This window comes from Corynebacterium sp. UMB10119B, assembly GCF_030228125.1.
In the GTDB taxonomy this organism is placed as follows: domain Bacteria; phylum Actinomycetota; class Actinomycetes; order Mycobacteriales; family Mycobacteriaceae; genus Corynebacterium; species Corynebacterium pseudogenitalium.
This window is the reverse complement of the sequence record NZ_JASPBG010000003.1, coordinates 170,555-185,399: the sequence shown is the minus strand read 5'-3', so window position 1 is coordinate 185,399 and position 14,845 is coordinate 170,555. Positions and strand designations below refer to the sequence as shown.

22 protein-coding genes are annotated in these 14,845 nt (G+C 59.9%); 16 read left to right on the top strand and 6 right to left on the bottom strand.

What is annotated here, in order from left to right:
* Window positions 1-278: 278 nt before the first annotated feature.
* Window positions 279-1,469 (top strand): elongation factor Tu, encoded by a 1,191-nt coding sequence (gene tuf, locus QP802_RS04765; RefSeq protein WP_070363113.1) that lies wholly within the window; start codon window positions 279-281, stop codon window positions 1,467-1,469.
* A gap of 680 nt (window positions 1,470-2,149) precedes the next feature.
* Here tuf and QP802_RS04760 read toward each other — a convergent pair.
* Genes QP802_RS04760 through QP802_RS04735 form a run of 6 tightly spaced genes read right to left on the bottom strand, consistent with a single transcriptional unit; the run spans window position 2,150 to window position 5,142 of the window.
* Window positions 2,150-2,710 carry an alkaline shock response membrane anchor protein AmaP gene (locus tag QP802_RS04760; protein WP_256020600.1) on the bottom strand — a complete coding sequence of 187 codons (561 nt, stop codon included), beginning with the start codon at window positions 2,708-2,710 and terminating at the stop codon, window positions 2,150-2,152.
* Window positions 2,711-3,304 (bottom strand): hypothetical protein, encoded by a 594-nt coding sequence (locus QP802_RS04755; protein WP_284817696.1) that lies wholly within the window; start codon window positions 3,302-3,304, stop codon window positions 2,711-2,713.
* On the bottom strand, window positions 3,291-4,076 hold the full coding sequence (locus QP802_RS04750; RefSeq protein ID WP_284817695.1) for an Asp23/Gls24 family envelope stress response protein: 786 nt from the start codon (window positions 4,074-4,076) through the stop codon (window positions 3,291-3,293). Before QP802_RS04750 ends, QP802_RS04755 begins: the two co-directional genes overlap by 14 nt.
* Entirely contained in the window at window positions 4,076-4,276 is a 201-nt protein-coding gene (locus tag QP802_RS04745) for a hypothetical protein (protein WP_070363109.1), read from the bottom strand. The genes QP802_RS04750 and QP802_RS04745 overlap by 1 nt, the downstream gene beginning before the upstream one ends.
* Before the next feature lie 57 nt (window positions 4,277-4,333).
* Window positions 4,334-4,645, bottom strand: a complete 312-nt coding sequence (locus QP802_RS04740) for a hypothetical protein (protein ID WP_070363108.1) — start codon at window positions 4,643-4,645, stop codon at window positions 4,334-4,336.
* Window positions 4,646-4,647: 2 nt separating this feature from the next.
* The gene (locus QP802_RS04735; protein ID WP_070363107.1) at window positions 4,648-5,142 is read right to left on the bottom strand and encodes an Asp23/Gls24 family envelope stress response protein; all 495 of its coding nucleotides are present in this window, start codon (window positions 5,140-5,142) and stop codon (window positions 4,648-4,650) included.
* 566 nt (window positions 5,143-5,708) lie between these two features.
* On the opposite strand from QP802_RS04735, the gene rpsJ reads away from it, so the two are divergent.
* The 15 genes from rpsJ to QP802_RS04660 all read left to right on the top strand — a co-directional run bounded on the left by rpsJ (window position 5,709) and on the right by QP802_RS04660 (window position 14,817).
* Window positions 5,709-6,014 (top strand): 30S ribosomal protein S10, encoded by a 306-nt coding sequence (gene rpsJ, locus QP802_RS04730; protein ID WP_003848085.1) that lies wholly within the window; start codon window positions 5,709-5,711, stop codon window positions 6,012-6,014.
* A 43-nt stretch (window positions 6,015-6,057) separates the two neighbouring features.
* On the top strand, window positions 6,058-6,714 hold the full coding sequence (rplC, locus tag QP802_RS04725) for a 50S ribosomal protein L3 (RefSeq protein WP_070363106.1): 657 nt from the start codon (window positions 6,058-6,060) through the stop codon (window positions 6,712-6,714).
* Window positions 6,711-7,367 (top strand): 50S ribosomal protein L4, encoded by a 657-nt coding sequence (gene rplD, locus QP802_RS04720; protein WP_070363105.1) that lies wholly within the window; start codon window positions 6,711-6,713, stop codon window positions 7,365-7,367. The genes rplC and rplD overlap by 4 nt, the downstream gene beginning before the upstream one ends.
* Window positions 7,368-7,673 (top strand): 50S ribosomal protein L23, encoded by a 306-nt coding sequence (gene rplW, locus QP802_RS04715; RefSeq protein ID WP_070363104.1) that lies wholly within the window; start codon window positions 7,368-7,370, stop codon window positions 7,671-7,673.
* Between the two features lie 25 nt (window positions 7,674-7,698).
* Window positions 7,699-8,538: a 50S ribosomal protein L2 gene (gene rplB, locus QP802_RS04710; protein WP_070363103.1), complete on the top strand. Its 840-nt coding sequence runs from the start codon at window positions 7,699-7,701 to the stop codon at window positions 8,536-8,538.
* A 16-nt stretch (window positions 8,539-8,554) separates the two neighbouring features.
* Window positions 8,555-8,830 carry a 30S ribosomal protein S19 gene (gene rpsS / locus QP802_RS04705; RefSeq protein ID WP_070363102.1) on the top strand — a complete coding sequence of 92 codons (276 nt, stop codon included), beginning with the start codon at window positions 8,555-8,557 and terminating at the stop codon, window positions 8,828-8,830.
* Between the two features lie 3 nt (window positions 8,831-8,833).
* The gene (rplV, locus tag QP802_RS04700; RefSeq protein ID WP_070363101.1) at window positions 8,834-9,193 is read left to right on the top strand and encodes a 50S ribosomal protein L22; all 360 of its coding nucleotides are present in this window, start codon (window positions 8,834-8,836) and stop codon (window positions 9,191-9,193) included.
* Window positions 9,193-9,936, top strand: a complete 744-nt coding sequence (gene rpsC / locus QP802_RS04695) for a 30S ribosomal protein S3 (RefSeq protein ID WP_070363100.1) — start codon at window positions 9,193-9,195, stop codon at window positions 9,934-9,936. Before rplV ends, rpsC begins: the two co-directional genes overlap by 1 nt.
* A 3-nt stretch (window positions 9,937-9,939) precedes the next feature.
* A complete protein-coding gene (rplP, locus tag QP802_RS04690) occupies window positions 9,940-10,356 on the top strand; it encodes a 50S ribosomal protein L16 (protein ID WP_070363099.1) in 417 nt (138 codons plus the stop codon).
* Window positions 10,356-10,586 carry a 50S ribosomal protein L29 gene (gene rpmC / locus QP802_RS04685; protein ID WP_070363098.1) on the top strand — a complete coding sequence of 77 codons (231 nt, stop codon included), beginning with the start codon at window positions 10,356-10,358 and terminating at the stop codon, window positions 10,584-10,586. Before rplP ends, rpmC begins: the two co-directional genes overlap by 1 nt.
* Before the next feature lie 2 nt (window positions 10,587-10,588).
* Window positions 10,589-10,873, top strand: a complete 285-nt coding sequence (gene rpsQ / locus QP802_RS04680; protein ID WP_070363097.1) for a 30S ribosomal protein S17 — start codon at window positions 10,589-10,591, stop codon at window positions 10,871-10,873.
* A gap of 132 nt (window positions 10,874-11,005) precedes the next feature.
* Window positions 11,006-11,371, top strand: a complete 366-nt coding sequence (locus tag QP802_RS04675; protein WP_070363096.1) for a DsrE family protein — start codon at window positions 11,006-11,008, stop codon at window positions 11,369-11,371.
* A 7-nt stretch (window positions 11,372-11,378) separates the two neighbouring features.
* On the top strand, window positions 11,379-12,971 hold the full coding sequence (locus QP802_RS04670; protein ID WP_284817694.1) for a sulfurtransferase TusA family protein: 1,593 nt from the start codon (window positions 11,379-11,381) through the stop codon (window positions 12,969-12,971).
* Window positions 12,964-13,188, top strand: coding sequence for a sulfurtransferase TusA family protein (locus QP802_RS04665; protein ID WP_070363094.1), 225 nt, complete (start codon window positions 12,964-12,966; stop codon window positions 13,186-13,188). The genes QP802_RS04670 and QP802_RS04665 overlap by 8 nt, the downstream gene beginning before the upstream one ends.
* Before the next feature lie 27 nt (window positions 13,189-13,215).
* Window positions 13,216-14,817 carry an efflux RND transporter periplasmic adaptor subunit gene (locus tag QP802_RS04660; RefSeq protein WP_141742165.1) on the top strand — a complete coding sequence of 534 codons (1,602 nt, stop codon included), beginning with the start codon at window positions 13,216-13,218 and terminating at the stop codon, window positions 14,815-14,817.
* Window positions 14,818-14,845 lie beyond the last annotated feature (28 nt).

The following is a 14,845-nucleotide window of genomic DNA, read 5'->3' as shown; positions in this document are numbered from 1 at the left end:
GCCAGTGAGCGTGACCGGTAGAAGGAAGCGGGGATGGCCGCTAGTAGCGGTCGCGCTGGAATCGCCACAAGATTGAAGTGGTGGTTTGAGCCGGCCGTTACTCGCGACGAATGATCCCGGAACTTTCGGTCTGACGGTTTGAAAATCAGACTGGGAATCTCTAGGATCAGGTAACTGGCACATTGTGAATGAGCCGACGCCTTTTCGAAGGCAAAGGCAAATGTAAACCACGTGGCTGCGAAGGTCGTAGCCACCATGAAGTCCTAGGAGGACATACAGTGGCAAAGGCAAAGTTCGAACGTACAAAGCCGCACGTCAACATCGGTACCATTGGTCACGTCGACCACGGTAAGACGACCACCACGGCTGCTATCACCAAGGTGCTCGCTGACAAGTACCCGGAGGAGAACAAGTCCTTCGCGTACGACGCGATTGACAAGGCGCCGGAAGAGCGCGAGCGCGGCATTACCATTAACATTTCCCACGTCGAGTACAACACTCCTAAGCGTCACTACGCACACGTGGATGCTCCAGGCCACGCTGACTACATCAAGAACATGATCACCGGTGCTGCTCAGATGGACGGCGCAATCCTCGTGGTTGCTGCTACCGACGGCCCGATGCCTCAGACCCGCGAGCACGTTCTGCTTGCTCGCCAGGTTGGCGTTCCTTACATCCTCGTTGCCCTGAACAAGTGCGACATGGTCGACGATGAGGAAATCATCGAGCTCGTCGAGATGGAAGTTCGTGAGCTTCTCGCAGAGCAGGATTACGACGAAGAGGCTCCAATCGTTCACATCTCCGCTCTGAAGGCTCTTGAGGGCGAGGAGAAGTGGGTTGACTCCATCGTTGAGCTCATGGAAGCTTGCGACAACTCCATTCCGGACCCAGTTCGCGAGACCGACCGTGACTTCCTGATGCCGATCGAGGACATCTTCACCATTTCCGGCCGCGGTACCGTTGTTACCGGCCGTGTTGAGCGTGGCGTCCTGAACCTCAACGACGAAGTTGAGATCATCGGTATCCGCGAGAAGTCCACGAAGACCACCGTCACCTCCATCGAGATGTTCAACAAGCTTCTCGACACCGCTGAGGCTGGCGACAACGCAGCTCTGCTGCTCCGTGGCCTGAAGCGTGAGGACGTTGAGCGTGGTCAGGTTGTCATCAAGCCGGGCGCTTACACCCCTCACTCCAAGTTCGAGGGCTCCGTCTACGTCCTGTCCAAGGACGAGGGTGGCCGTCACACGCCATTCTTCGACAACTACCGTCCTCAGTTCTACTTCCGCACCACCGACGTTACCGGTGTTGTGCACCTGCCTGAGGGCACCGAGATGGTCATGCCTGGCGACAACGTCGACATGTCCGTCGAGCTGATCCACCCAGTCGCTATGGACGAGGGCCTGCGCTTCGCTATCCGCGAGGGCTCCCGTACCGTCGGCGCTGGCCGCGTCACTAAGATCCTCGGCTAATTCAGTCCGATAACGTGACGTAAAGGTCACTCCCCATCGGGGAGTGACCTTTTTTCATGCCTACAGTGCGTTGGGAAGGCAACGGTTCTAGGACCACTATGAACTGCAACTGGTCACCGTGCTGTTACTTCAGTGCATTGGGCACCGCCGACTTAAGGGACATTTTGTGTGTAACTAGCCGCGTCCAGCCCACCCCTTTCTCACGGCTAGACCGGGGTTCCACTGACGTTCATTGCCAGTATTGAATTCTTTCAGCCGCCCATTCAGTGCACCGCTGTGTGCAAGATCGTCTCTCGCCCCGCAGGCTGTATGGCAGCTCGCTTAACGGCATACCCCAATGCCTTGCTTCCCGGTCCTGTTCGTGCCCTGGCCAGTATCGTGCACGCCCAGGGCTTTGCTCGTCCCCCTGGCAGTATGCGATCGCCCAACGCGTAGAGAGACCGGTTCTTGTTCTCTAGAGCCACCAATCTCGCTGCGCTACCCGCAGACTCGATACATCCCACATGTCAGACGTCATCCGGCGTTCAATTCTCAAGACCGGCGAATGGAACTGTTTTGAAAACCATATCGGGAGTCCGGGAAACCGAATAGATATATACACACAAAATGTCTTTTAAGCCGCACCGTCTGGACACGAAACGCTCCCCACCCGTTGGCGGGGAGCTTTCGCGTGAGTCCTTTTAGGCGCTAACCTGGTCAAAGTGCAGCTTCCACAGGGTATCCACGTTCATTGTGTGGTTTGCCATTCGGAAGTCCTGATCGGCGCGCTCGAGAACGTCAACGACTTCGTCCAGCGAGAATGCTGGGTTGGCAATCGCAACGAATTCAACGGTCGGCCTGGTCTCGACCATCGCAACTTTGGCGTCGGCGGAGTTGATCATGGGGTCCATAGCCAAGTGGTGGCACGCCGCTTCGGCGACGCGTTTGACGTTGATTTCGGTTGTGCCATGCTCGGCGTCGGCCGCGGTGATTGCTCGGGTCGAGAATCCGCGGCTGCGTGTGTTCGCGATAATGGCCCACAGCCCGATAATTACCAGCACAACCGCACCGACGATCAACGCGGTGTTGTACCAGGAACGGTAGGGCAGGTTGCCGATCACCACTGGATCCACCTGCTGGATCCATTGGCTGGCGTAGGGGATGTCCCAGAAGTATGCGAGTGGAACGAACCCGATGCAGAGCAACAAAATGCCGAGGATGAAGACGAGTATGCGGTCAAAGAACGCAAGTGTCTTGGTCATTTACTTCGCCTCCTGTTCAGCAACTGGTGCTGGCGCTTCGGTCTTGATGGTGATGGCGGGTACCTGCTCCAGACGCTGGAACTCACCAACGAGAGTTTCGTATGCTTGCTGCTCGACATCTGGCCGCTGGACGTCGGTCTGCATTGTGAGCGTCAGTTTGTTCCGGTCCGCTTTGGTACGCGCATGGTTTGCGCCAAACTGAGACGTTGCAAGGAACGTCGACTTCCGCGCAATATCCACGGGTCGCGTCCAGATCGAAACCGGTGACTGCACGCGTAGATGAGTTTTCTGGCGTGGCTTCAACGACGCAATCACGAGCGCAAGCCCCACCAACATCACAACGATGCCGACGGCGACGGCTACCCACGTAATGTCAATGAGATTCAACGTCAACTGGTCGTAGAGCTCGGGGAGCCACTCCGGTTGGTTGCTAGTTTCCTGGAGTCGCACCCAAGCGTCGTGCCCGGTAACAACGGCGCCCCCGAGGAACGCCAGGCCGGCGAGCACGGTGATCCAGCGTGCAACTGGGCTAGCTTTCGGTGCGGCAGCCGGGTGCGGGCCTACTGGGGCGACGGGTGTATTAGGTTCGGTCATAGTACTTCACCGCCGGTTTGATCGTAATTTCACGAAGCGGCTGAGGTTGCGGTGCCGATACTGTCGTCGGTGCCGCTGTGCGCTTCACGCGAATGGGCTTGAGCGGCGCAGGTTGCGGAACGCTCGGGCTATATACGCGCTGTTTGCGTGTTTGCACGCCAAGCAGTCGGGCAGGCTCCGGCGTTTGTGGACGGAAAACCCGCGTGGGCTGTGCTTCGAAGCCCTTGGTACGCACGGGGTACGGAGTCGGAGCGGCAATGGATTTCACAGAGACTGGCTCTGGAACGTGGGTGTCCGTCAGGTCGTTGACAAGCGAGCGAGCGACGATATCGTGCAACGGTTCCGGCTCCTTCGTCGTCGGGGACTCTACGTCCAAAGGCTTGACCTTCAGCGGAGTCGGGATGATGAACGACTGGTGGTTTGCAACGTCGTCCCACGAGACGGGTTCACCGGCGTTCGCGGTGACGTTTGCCACCTCGATATTGACGCTGGAGACGTCCAGCCCAGTCAATGTCCGGATGTGCGAGATGATCGTTGAACGCACGGCGTCCGTGATGGCAGCAATGGGGGCAGGGTAAGTAGTAGCGATCTCGGCTTCGACGGCCGCGGTGCCTGAAACTCGGTCCAGGCGGACATCGATTTGGGGAAAGCTGCGGCCTGCCAAACCTGCAAGCTTTGCGTCCATTTCGATCGTGCCGGGCACTGACGAAGCCGCCACCTCAGCAATCTGCGCGATGACGCGCTCACTGAGATGGAATTGGTTCGACGCCATTAGCTACGACCCTTGCCCGAGCTGGTGCTCAGGATTTCTGCGAGGTCCAGCTTGCCATCAAGCTGGGCGCCGACGACACCACCAATGACGGAGAAGAGAACGAGCCACAGTAGCCCGAGTCCGCCGCCAAAGGTGACGAAGAAAGCAACGATAATGCCGATAATGACACCGGTTAACGCTTTGTTAGATAAAAGATTCATTGTTCACCACTTACTTGTAGTTGTGGGTACGCAACGCGGACGCCCTAACGGGCGTTCCTATTCGGCGTCGGCGACAACAACGTCGACGAAATCGACATCGGTGGCGCGCAGGGTAGCGGTGCGTACATCGTCGGCGACGGAGTGAATGTCCCGTTCGCTCGAAACGTCGTAAATAAAGTTGACTTCAAGGCCGCGGAGGTTGGGGTCTGAGGATCGCGTCGCGGGTTTGAGCCCTTCGATCCGCTCGCCGGGTAGCAGGAGGGCAACTTCACCGAAGAACCCGCCGTGCATACCCGCAACGCCGGGGACAGCCAAAATGGCGTCCCGGGCGGCTTCGGCCACCTCGCGGCTAACGGAGGTGTACGCCATAACTACTGAGCCAGCGCCTGGTTAGCGTTGTAGGCGGCCTCGTTGGACTCCTCGTTGTCCTGCTCCGGCAGGTGGACGTCGTGAACAGTGACGTCGACGCGGTCAACGATAAGGCCGGTCATGCGGGTCACAGCAACAGTGATGTTCTCGCGGATGGCGTTTGCGAGCTCGTGGATGGCGACGCCGTACTCCGCAATAATTGCAACAGCGACGGAAGCGTGGCCGTCCTCGACAACGACATCGACGCCCTGCTGAACATTGGTGGAGGAGGTCAGCGACTCGCGAACAGCGCCCCACATGCGTGCAGCGCCACCGCCCAGGTTGTAAACTCCGGAAACTTCGCGGGCGGCGATGCCGGCGATCTTGCCGACGACGTTGTCGTCGATCATCGTGGTGCCGTGCTCAGTCTCAAGGTTGGAGTTGCGGGTGCGAACCTGCTCTGTCTCCTTTGCCTCGGTGGTGGCAGGAGTGTTCTCGGTTGCATTGTGGTCGGCCATGGAAAATCCCTTCGTCTATATATTGGGTAAAGAAAAGTACGACGGACAGACGCCCGTGTAAACACCCAGGGTACACAGCAACCAGCTAGCTTGCCTGAATCGATGCAAAAATTTCCGAATGGATATCACTCTGCAATCAAACTGAAATGTTCAGAGGAGGGGTTGCGCTTCTTGCAAGAACGTGTTTTAATACTCGGGTTGCCTCGACATGGCGGCCGCAAGGTTGTGATGGTGGGGTAAACATGACACCTTCCAAAGAAGGTTTTTATCTAGGTTAACTAGGTGAGAAACCGGAGAAGGGACATGGCAAATAAACAGCGGCAGTACGCAAGGGTCACGCACCCTTCCGAGTCTGACACCCCGATGCACGTGTGCACCGAGGCGGAAGCACTGAAGTAAGCGCGCAGTTTATTGTCGCGTTACTCACCTTCCGGAAGTGTCAAACAGTCAATGAAAACGACACTGGCGTTGAGCCATGGGCCCAGCCCGGACAACGTTATAGAGAAACTAGAAGCTACAACCCCACCGCTTCGTTCAGAATGTGGGGATGCGAGGAAGAGGTAAGCGTGGCGGGACAGAAGATCCGCATCAGGCTGAAGGCCTACGACCACGAAGCGATCGACGCATCTGCGAAGAAGATCGTTGAGACGGTCACCCGCACGGGTGCCCGCGTCGTTGGACCGGTGCCGTTGCCCACAGAGAAGAACGTGTACGCCGTTATTCGTTCTCCCCACAAGTACAAGGACTCTCGCGAGCACTTTGAGATGCGCACGCACAAGCGTCTCATCGACATTCTCGATCCGACGCCGAAGACGGTTGACGCGCTCATGCGTATCGACCTTCCTGCAAGCGTTGACGTGAACATCCAGTAATCACTAGAGATCCGACAACCTGTAAGTAGTGGAGAACTAATACATGTCTGATAACCAGATCAAGGGCATTCTGGGCACCAAGCTCGGCATGACCCAGATCTTCGACGACGAGAACCGTGTTATCCCGGTTACCGTCGTTGAGGCTGGGCCGTGCGTGGTCACCCAGATCCGTACACCAGAGACTGATGGCTACTCCGCCATCCAGATTGCTTACGGCGACATCGATCCCCGTAAGACGAACAAGCCAGAGGCTGGCCACTTCAAGAAGGCTGGCGTCACCCCACGTCGCTACGTAGCTGAAATCCGCATGGATGACACCTCTGCGTACGAACTCGGCCAAGAGATCACCGTCAATCTGTTTGACGGCGACGTCTTCGTCGACGTTGCTGGCACCACCAAGGGCCACGGCTTCGCTGGCGCAATGAAGCGTCACGGCTTCGCGGGCCAGGGTGCAGCACACGGTAACCAGGCTGCTCACCGTCGCGTTGGTGGCATTGGTGGCGCGTCTACGCCGGGTCGCGTGTTCAAGGGCAAGCGCATGGCTGGCCGTATGGGCGGTAACCGCGTTACTACCCAGAACCTGAAGATTCAACGCATCGACGGCGACAACAACCTCCTCCTCATCAAGGGTGCTATCCCTGGTGCGAAGGGTTCTGTTGTTACCGTCAAAACCGCAGTGAAGGGCGGTGCTCACGCATGACGAACCTGACGTTGAACGTCCACACCGCAGACGGAAAGACCAACGGTTCCGTTGAGCTTCCGGCAGAACTTTTTGACCGTGAAGCTTCCATTCCCCTGATGCACCAGGTTGTGACAGCTCAGCTGGCAGCCGCTCGTCAGGGCACTCACGCCACCAAGACCCGCGGCATGGTCCGCGGTGGTGGTAAGAAGCCATTCCGCCAGAAGGGCACCGGTCGCGCTCGTCAGGGCTCGATCCGCGCGCCACACTTCACCGGCGGTGGCATTGTCCACGGTCCGCAGCCGCGTTCTTACGCGCAGCGCACCCCAAAGAAGATGATCAAGGCTGCACTTGCTGGTGCACTCACTGATCGTGTTCGCAACGAGCGCATCCACCTCATTGAGGAGCTTGTTCCGGGCCAGAAGCCTTCGACCAAGTCTGCTCGTGCGTTCATTGAGCGTCTGACTGACCGTAAGTCGGTGCTGCTCGTGATCGGCCGTGAGGATGTTAACTCCCGTCTGTCCGCAAGGAACCTGCCGGGCGTCACCATTCTTGAGCCGGCGCAGCTGAACACCTACGACGTGCTGAACGCCGATGACGTTGTGTTCTCGGTTGAGGCGCTGCACACCTTCATCAACCGTGGCAAGGCTGAAGCTGCGGAGGAGGAGAAGTAAATGGCTAAGATCGTGAATTCCCGCGACATCATCATCGCGCCGGTCCTCTCTGAGAAGACCTACGCGCTGATGGAGCAGAACACCTACACGTTTTTTGTAGCGAAGTCTGCTAACAAGACCCAGATCAAGATTGCCGTGGAAGAGATTTTCGGCGTCGACGTCGCTTCGGTGAACACCGTGAACCGTGAGGGCAAGCGCAAGCGTTCCCGCACTGGTTTCGGTAAGCGCAAGGACACCAAGCGCGCCTACGTTACTCTCCGCGAGGGCAGCGATCCCATCGACATCTTCGGCGGCGCAGCCGTCTAAGTGACTCGATAGAAAAGGACAAAATATGGCTATTCGTAAGTACAAGCCGACAACCCCGGGTCGCCGTGCCAGCTCTGTTTCGGAGTTCGAGGAGCTTACCCGCTCCACTCCGGAAAAGTCGCTGCTGCGCCCGCTCCCGAAGAAGGGTGGCCGCAACACGCACGGCCACATCACCACTCGTCACCGTGGTGGCGGCCACAAGCGTCGTTACCGCGTGATTGACTTCCGCCGTTCGGACAAAGACGGCGTGCTGGCAAAGGTTGCTCACATCGAGTACGACCCGAACCGCACCGCTAACATTGCTTTGCTCCACTACTACGACGGTGAGAAGCGCTACATCATCGCTCCGAAGGGCCTGAAGCAGGGTGCCGTCGTTGAGGCTGGTCCTAACGCCGACATCAAGGTTGGTAACAACCTCCCACTGCGTAACATCCCGACCGGTACGACGATCCACGCTGTTGAGCTCAAGCCTGGTGCAGGTGCCAAGCTTGCTCGTTCCGCAGGCGCTTCTATCCAGCTGCTCGGTAAGGAAGGTTCCTACGCAGTGCTGCGTATGCCGTCCTCCGAAATTCGCCGCGTGGACATCCGCTGCCGCGCAACCGTTGGTGAGGTCGGCAACGCTGACCAGATCAACATCCGCTGGGGCAAGGCTGGCCGTATGCGCTGGAAGGGCTGGCGCCCAACGGTCCGCGGTGTTGTCATGAACCCTGTGGATCACCCACACGGTGGTGGTGAAGGTAAGACTTCCGGTGGTCGTCACCCAGTGTCCCCATGGGGCAAGAAGGAAGTTCGCACCCGCAACCCAAACCGTTACTCAAACAACATGATCGTGCGACGCCGTCGCTCGAAGAACAAGAAGCGTTAAGAGGAGGTAGTAAGACATGCCACGTAGCCTAAAGAAAGGCCCGTTCGTCGATGAGCACCTCCTCAACAAGGTGGACGCTCAGAACGATGCAGGCACCAAGCAGGTAATCAAGACCTGGTCTCGCCGTTCGACCATTCTCCCAGATTTCATCGGACACACTTTCGCCGTCCACGACGGCCGCAAGCACGTCCCGGTGTTTGTCGACGAGTCCATGGTCGGCCACAAGCTCGGCGAGTTTGCACCAACCAAGACCTTTAAGGGTCACGTCAAGGAACAGAAGGGACGTCGATAAGCAATGGCTGACACCATCACCACTGCATCCGCGACGGCCAAGTTCGTTCGTGTTTCCCCGATGAAGGCGCGCCGCGTGCTCGCCCTCGTCCGTGGGAAGTCCGTCTCCGAGGCTCTCGCAGTCCTGAAGTACGCACCACAGGGTGCTGCGAAGGACGTCGCCAAGGTTGTTGCATCTGCAGCCGCCAACGCTGAAAACAACTTCGGTTTGGACCCGCGTACGCTGGTCGTCTCCGAGTGCTGGGCAAACGAAGGTCCGACCATGCGTCGCTTCCAGCCACGCGCTCAGGGTCGCGCATTCCAGATCCGGAAGCGTACCTCGCACATCACCGTAGTTGTCGAGTCCAAGGAAGGGGCGAAGTAATGGGCCAGAAGATTCACCCACACGGCCTGCGCCTGGGTATCACGTCCGACTGGAAGTCCCACTGGTACGCCGACAAGAACTACGCTGATTACGTCGCAGAAGACATCAAGATCCGCGAGTTCCTGTCCAAGGGCCTCGAGCGCGCCGGTATCTCCGACGTCGTCATCGAGCGCACCCGTGACCGCGTCCGCGTCGACATTCACACTGCCCGCCCGGGCATCGTGATTGGCCGTCGTGGCGCTGAGGCTGACCGCATCCGCCGTGAGCTCGAGAAGCTCACCGGCAAGATGGTTGCGCTGAACATCCTCGAGGTCAAGAACGTCGACGCCGACGCGACGCTCGTTGCTCAGTCCATCGCTGAACAGCTGGTCAACCGCGTTGCGTTCCGTCGTGCGATGCGCAAGGCAATCCAGTCCGCTATGCGTAACCCACAGGTCAAGGGCATCAAGGTCATGACCTCGGGTCGTCTCGGCGGCGCTGAAATGTCCCGCGTCGAGCGCTACCACGAAGGCCGTGTGCCACTGCACACCCTTCGTGCTGAGATCGACTACGGCATCGCAGAAGCACACACGACTTTCGGCGTCATCGGCGTCAAGGTTTGGATCTACAAGGGCGACGTCGTCGGTGGCGTGCGCGAGTCCGAGCTCAACGCTCCGTCGAACGAGCGTCGTGGCCGTGGCGATCGCCGCCCACGCCGTGGTGGCCAGCGCCGCCAGCGTGCAGAGCAGAAGCAGGAGGGCTAATCAATGCTTATTCCTAAGCGTGTGAAGTACCGCCGCCAGCACCGCCCGACTCGTTCTGGCGTGTCCAAGGGTGGCAACACGATCAACTTCGGTGACTACGCTCTGCAGGCTCTCGAGCCGGCGTACATCACCAACCGTCAGATTGAGGCGGCTCGTATTGCGATCAACCGCCACGTCAAGCGTGGTGGCAAGGTCTGGATCAACATCTTCCCGGACCGTCCGTTGACGCAGAAGCCGCTCGGTGTTCGTATGGGCTCCGGTAAGGGCCCTGTCGAGAAGTGGGTCGCTAACGTAAAGCCGGGACGTATTCTCTTTGAGATGTCCTACCCGAACGACGCAACCGCTATCGAGGCACTGCGCCGCGCAGGCGCGAAGCTGCCTTGCAAGGTTCGCATCATCAAGAAGGAGGACCAGTTCTAATGGCAAACGGTACCCCCGCATCCGAGTTCCGCGAGCTCAACGACGAAGAGCTGCGCGCTCGTCTGTCCGAGGCAAAGGAAGAGCTGTTTAACCTGCGCTTCCAGCTTGCTACCGGCCAGCTGACCAACAACCGCCGCATCTCCACCGTGAAGCGCGACATCGCACGTATCTACACCGTGCTGCGCGAGCGCGAGCTCGGCCTGTCCGTTGTTCCGGGAGCTGAGGCTTAATCATGAGTGAGGCAAACGTGAACGAACAGACCAACGAGAAGCGTGTTCAGAAGAACCGCCGCGGCTACGTCGTCTCCGACAAGATGGACAAGACCATCGTTGTCGAGGTCGAGGACCGCAAGTCCCACGCCCTGTACGGCAAGATCGTCCGTACCACCAAGCGCGTGAAGGCACACGACGAGGAGAACACCGCCGGTGTTGGCGACCTCGTCCGCATCCAGGAGACGCGTCCGCTGTCCAAGGACAAGCACTTCCGTCTCGTGGAGATCATTGAGAAGGCACGCTAAACCCATCCGGTAGAGGCGTCCGACTCAAGGACAAGAGAGCACCACCCCCAAGTTTCGTTACGACGGGGTGGTGCTTTTTCTATTTCGGTAGACTTTCTGGTGCTCGTAACGTTCAATGAAAAGGAGTTCACTATGGGTACTGGTAAGTTTTGCGTCACCGTTGCACACGCGAAGGATAATGAGGACCTGGCGACGCTCGGCTTCGTCGTCGCCAATGCTGCTGTTGGTTCCGCGCAGGACACGATGGTGTTCCTGTCCTCCGAGGGCGCTCGTCTGGCTGTGAAGGGCTACGCAGACGACATTCATGAGGAGGGATTCGCGCCGATCAAGGAACTCATCGAGAACTTTGTCGCGGCAGAGGGCAAGCTGTACGTGTGTGCGCCTTGTGCGAAGAAGCGCGGCTTCGGGGAAGAGGATCTTATCGACGGCGCCACCATCGTCGGCGGCGCAAAGCTGGTTGAGTTCCTGGCAGACGGCACCCCAAGCGTTTCCTACTAAGGCAACGATGTCTCAGTCCGAGAATCTGCACCCGTACGCCCCAGACGCCAGCTTCGACGGTGGCGATCTGGACTGCGGTAACGGGTTGCTGTTATTGATCCGAAAGAACATCGATCCGCTCGAGTCTGGCCAGCTGCTGGAGATCATCTCCTACGACCCCACAGTCAAGGTGGACCTGCCTTCCTGGTGTAACTTGACTGGCAACGACCTGGTCAACGTGGTTGAGGAGCCAGAGCACAAGCGGTGGCGCTTCCTTGTGTCGAAGGGGGCGTTCACGAAGCCCGTGGAGGTTGCTGATATCCCGGCCGCTCCCGAGGCTGTGCGCCCGAAAAAGAAGAAGGGGCCGCGCAAGCGCCCGCAGATGCCGGTGACGCAGGAGGTCGTGGAGCCGACGATCGCCAAGGAACTGCCTGAGCCAGCTCCCGCGCCGGAGATTCCGGAGGGATCTGTGCTGACGATGGGCTCTTGGCCACGGTCTCCGTGGTTGTTGGATGCGCTGCACCGCCACCTCGAAGAGCGGATGGATGAAGGCACGTTCCAGGCCACAGCCGACGACGCAGTGCGCCTTGTGCTTGCGGCGCAGGAGCGGGCCGGAGTGGACGTCGTCACGGATGGTGAAATGCGACGCGACAACTACTCGAGCTTCGTCGCGGGGCGTCTGCAGAACTGCCAGCTGATCCCGATTACAGACCTGCTGCCGTACGTGGATGACCCTGAGGAGTTCGAGCGCGAGCTTCGCGCGTTGGACGTCCCGGCGGGCGAGGTGCGCCACCCGGCGGTCTTTGGCCCGCTTGGTCGCGATAAGCCACTGGTTGCGCACGAGGTTGAGTTTGTGCAGCAGCTTACCGACCGCCCGGTGAAGGTGTGCCTGCCAGGGCCGTACCTGCTCACGCGCACGATGTGGATGGAGTGTGTCTCCGACCGCGCGTACGAGAACCGCGAGGAGATGTCGAAAGACATCGTTCGCGTGCTACGCGAGGAGCTCCACGAATTGCTGGCGAAGGGAACGTCGCTGGTGCAGATCGATGAGCCGGTGCTTACTGAAGTCGTGTACGGGCAGGCAGGCGGGGGCGGCCGCACGTTTATGTGTGGCGCGCTCGACGGCCTGGAGGGCACGGTGGATGAGGAGCTGGAGTTCGCGAAGTCGTTGCTCGATGAGCTCACTGAGGGGCTGCCGAAGGAGCGGTTGGCGTTGCACGTGTGCCGCGGCAACTGGACCACGGATGAGTCCGCGGCGTTGACGGGCGATTACGCTCCGTTCGTTGAGCTGTTCGCCTCGCTGAACGTGGGTATGTTGTCCATGGAGTTGGCGACGCCACGTGCCGGCGATATCCGAGCCCTCGAGGGAATCCGCGACGACCAGCGCATCTGCGTTGGCGTGCTGAACCAAAAGCTCCAGGAGCTGGAGCCGGTCGAAGCAGTGGAGGAGCGCATCGAGCGCGCCCTGGACACGTTCGGAGCTGACCGAGTGGTCTTCTCGACGGACTGCGGTTTTGCAACGTTTGCGGATAACCCAATCGTGGCCGCGAACTTGGCTGAGCAGCAGCTCGCGCTCATTGTGCAGGCCCGCGACAATGTGATGGCGCGCCGCAATGCATGAGGATCACTACTGGGACGCCCAGGACATCGCGTGCGGTGATGTCCTGGTGCGCCTCTTCCTCTTGTTCCGCGACCAGATCAAGGATGGGGAAGTGCTGCACTTGCGGTCCACGAACGAGGCGATCGATATCGATATTCGTGCCTGGTGCGGCCTGACTGGCAACACGTTGCTGCGCGCGGATCACCCGGAGTTTTATATCCGTAAAACTTCTGATTGATGTGAAACTTCGGCTATCCTTAGCGCTGTGAATAAAGGACTGCGCCGAACGAACCGTGTCGTTTCCCGAGCCCTCGCAACCGTTGGGCTCGGGCTTTGTATTCTTGCCTCTACCGCCGCCTGCGGGTTTGGGGGCGGTCAGCCGGTCATGGCAGCTGATACGACAGAGCTCGCTCCTCGTGATGTTGCTGCCAAAGTGCCGGTCACCGCGACGGTGGAGGCTGCCACGGTGACCGCGTTGACGACGCACCTGACCGGCCCGGTCACAGCCCTGAACGTGAAGGTGGGACAGCGTGTCGAGGCGGGCCAGGTCGTCGCGGTCCTGGATACGTCGGGGGTCCAGCGTGAGATTGATGCGCAGCGCGCGCAGCAGATTTCGGCGGATGTCGCGGCGCAGAATCAGCTTGAGCAGGCCCAGCAGGCTTACCAGCAGTCGAGCGACGCGATGCAGCGTGGCCTGAACCCGCAGGTGACGCAGGCGGAGGCGGCGCTTCGCCAGGCTGATGGCCAGTTGCAGGAGGCTACCGCAGTTTTCGAGCAGCGAAAGAAAGCAGTCGCTGCGGGCCTGGACAGCACGCTGCTTACGCAGGCGCAGGGCGTGGACTCGGCGCGTCGTGACGCGCTGACGGCGGCCCTGGAGTCTGTGCGCGGCAACCACGGCATCTTCCAATCTGGGATGGCGCAAGACGATGCTGTGCAGCCGTTGCTGAGCAAACTGGAGGCCGACGAGCGTTTCCGCGGCGCGAAGCACAACCTTTCTGCGGCGCAAAAGGCGTACGACGCTGCCCTCAACGACACCGACGCGGATCTTGCGGCGAAGCAGCGCGCCGTGGCTCAGGCGTTTGATGCGAAGGCGGAGGCAGCGGTCGGGCTCGAGGTAGCAAAGCTTGCGGCCCAGCAGCAGCTCGACTCCCAGGCGGCAGCGGTGCAGCAGGCACAGCGTGGGGTGCAGGCGGCGCAGGCCGCGGCGGGCCAGTCAATCGCGCAGCTTGAGGTCGACGTGGCGTCGGGCCAGGTGCGAGCCCCGATCGCGGGTGTGGTCGCGGAGGTCGCGGTGAAGCAGGGGCAAACGCCGACGGGCTATCTGCTCTCGGTGGCGGACCCGAACCGGCTGGTGCTGCGCGCGAGCGTCAAGGAGCTGGACTCGGCGAAGATGAAGCCGGGCGACGCCGTCTCGTTCACCACGCCTGGCACCGGCGCGAAGAAGTTTAAGGGCCGTGTGCTGGATGTTTCATCAGTTGCGGAAACGCAGCCCGCGGCGGATGGGGCGTCGGCACAGGCGGCGCGCCCGGAGTTCCCCGTGGAGATCGAGGTTCTGGGTGATACCGAGGGCCTCAAGATCGGCGGGACGGCAAAGGCGCAGATCACCACGGAGTCCGCGAAGGACGCGCTCGCTGTGCCGCGGGAGGCCGTCGTCGATGAGAACGGTAGCTACTCGGTGTACGCGCTGCGCCCGAAGGATGACGGGGACAAGTTCGAGGTAGTGAAGACGCCTGTCAAGGTTGGGCTGGTGTCGGATTCGGATGTGGTCGTAGAGGGCGTCGAGAAGGGGACGCGGGTGCTGAACAAGCCTGCCGAGTATCGCGAACGCGTCGGTGCCACCGTGACCTTGGTTGAGGAGCAGGAGTGAACCCGCGCGAATCTGTCAGGCTCGCCAC

Bases quoted from the DNA above. Each gene is read 5' to 3' on its own strand.
- QP802_RS04760 (WP_256020600.1), bottom strand. From the start codon at position 2,710: ATGACCAAGACACTTGCGTTCTTTGACCGCATACTCGTCTTCATCCTC.
- QP802_RS04755 (WP_284817696.1), bottom strand. From the start codon at position 3,304: ATGACCGAACCTAATACACCCGTCGCCCCAGTAGGCCCGCACCCGGCT.
- QP802_RS04750 (WP_284817695.1), bottom strand. From the start codon at position 4,076: ATGGCGTCGAACCAATTCCATCTCAGTGAGCGCGTCATCGCGCAGATT.
- QP802_RS04745 (WP_070363109.1), bottom strand. From the start codon at position 4,276: ATGAATCTTTTATCTAACAAAGCGTTAACCGGTGTCATTATCGGCATT.
- QP802_RS04740 (WP_070363108.1), bottom strand. From the start codon at position 4,645: ATGGCGTACACCTCCGTTAGCCGCGAGGTGGCCGAAGCCGCCCGGGAC.
- QP802_RS04735 (WP_070363107.1), bottom strand. From the start codon at position 5,142: ATGGCCGACCACAATGCAACCGAGAACACTCCTGCCACCACCGAGGCA.
- rplC (WP_070363106.1), top strand. From the start codon at position 6,058: ATGTCTGATAACCAGATCAAGGGCATTCTGGGCACCAAGCTCGGCATG.
- rplD (WP_070363105.1), top strand. From the start codon at position 6,711: ATGACGAACCTGACGTTGAACGTCCACACCGCAGACGGAAAGACCAAC.
- rplW (WP_070363104.1), top strand. From the start codon at position 7,368: ATGGCTAAGATCGTGAATTCCCGCGACATCATCATCGCGCCGGTCCTC.
- rplB (WP_070363103.1), top strand. From the start codon at position 7,699: ATGGCTATTCGTAAGTACAAGCCGACAACCCCGGGTCGCCGTGCCAGC.
- rpsS (WP_070363102.1), top strand. From the start codon at position 8,555: ATGCCACGTAGCCTAAAGAAAGGCCCGTTCGTCGATGAGCACCTCCTC.
- rplV (WP_070363101.1), top strand. From the start codon at position 8,834: ATGGCTGACACCATCACCACTGCATCCGCGACGGCCAAGTTCGTTCGT.
- rpsC (WP_070363100.1), top strand. From the start codon at position 9,193: ATGGGCCAGAAGATTCACCCACACGGCCTGCGCCTGGGTATCACGTCC.
- rplP (WP_070363099.1), top strand. From the start codon at position 9,940: ATGCTTATTCCTAAGCGTGTGAAGTACCGCCGCCAGCACCGCCCGACT.
- rpmC (WP_070363098.1), top strand. From the start codon at position 10,356: ATGGCAAACGGTACCCCCGCATCCGAGTTCCGCGAGCTCAACGACGAA.
- rpsQ (WP_070363097.1), top strand. From the start codon at position 10,589: ATGAGTGAGGCAAACGTGAACGAACAGACCAACGAGAAGCGTGTTCAG.
- QP802_RS04675 (WP_070363096.1), top strand. From the start codon at position 11,006: ATGGGTACTGGTAAGTTTTGCGTCACCGTTGCACACGCGAAGGATAAT.
- QP802_RS04670 (WP_284817694.1), top strand. From the start codon at position 11,379: ATGTCTCAGTCCGAGAATCTGCACCCGTACGCCCCAGACGCCAGCTTC.
- QP802_RS04665 (WP_070363094.1), top strand. From the start codon at position 12,964: ATGCATGAGGATCACTACTGGGACGCCCAGGACATCGCGTGCGGTGAT.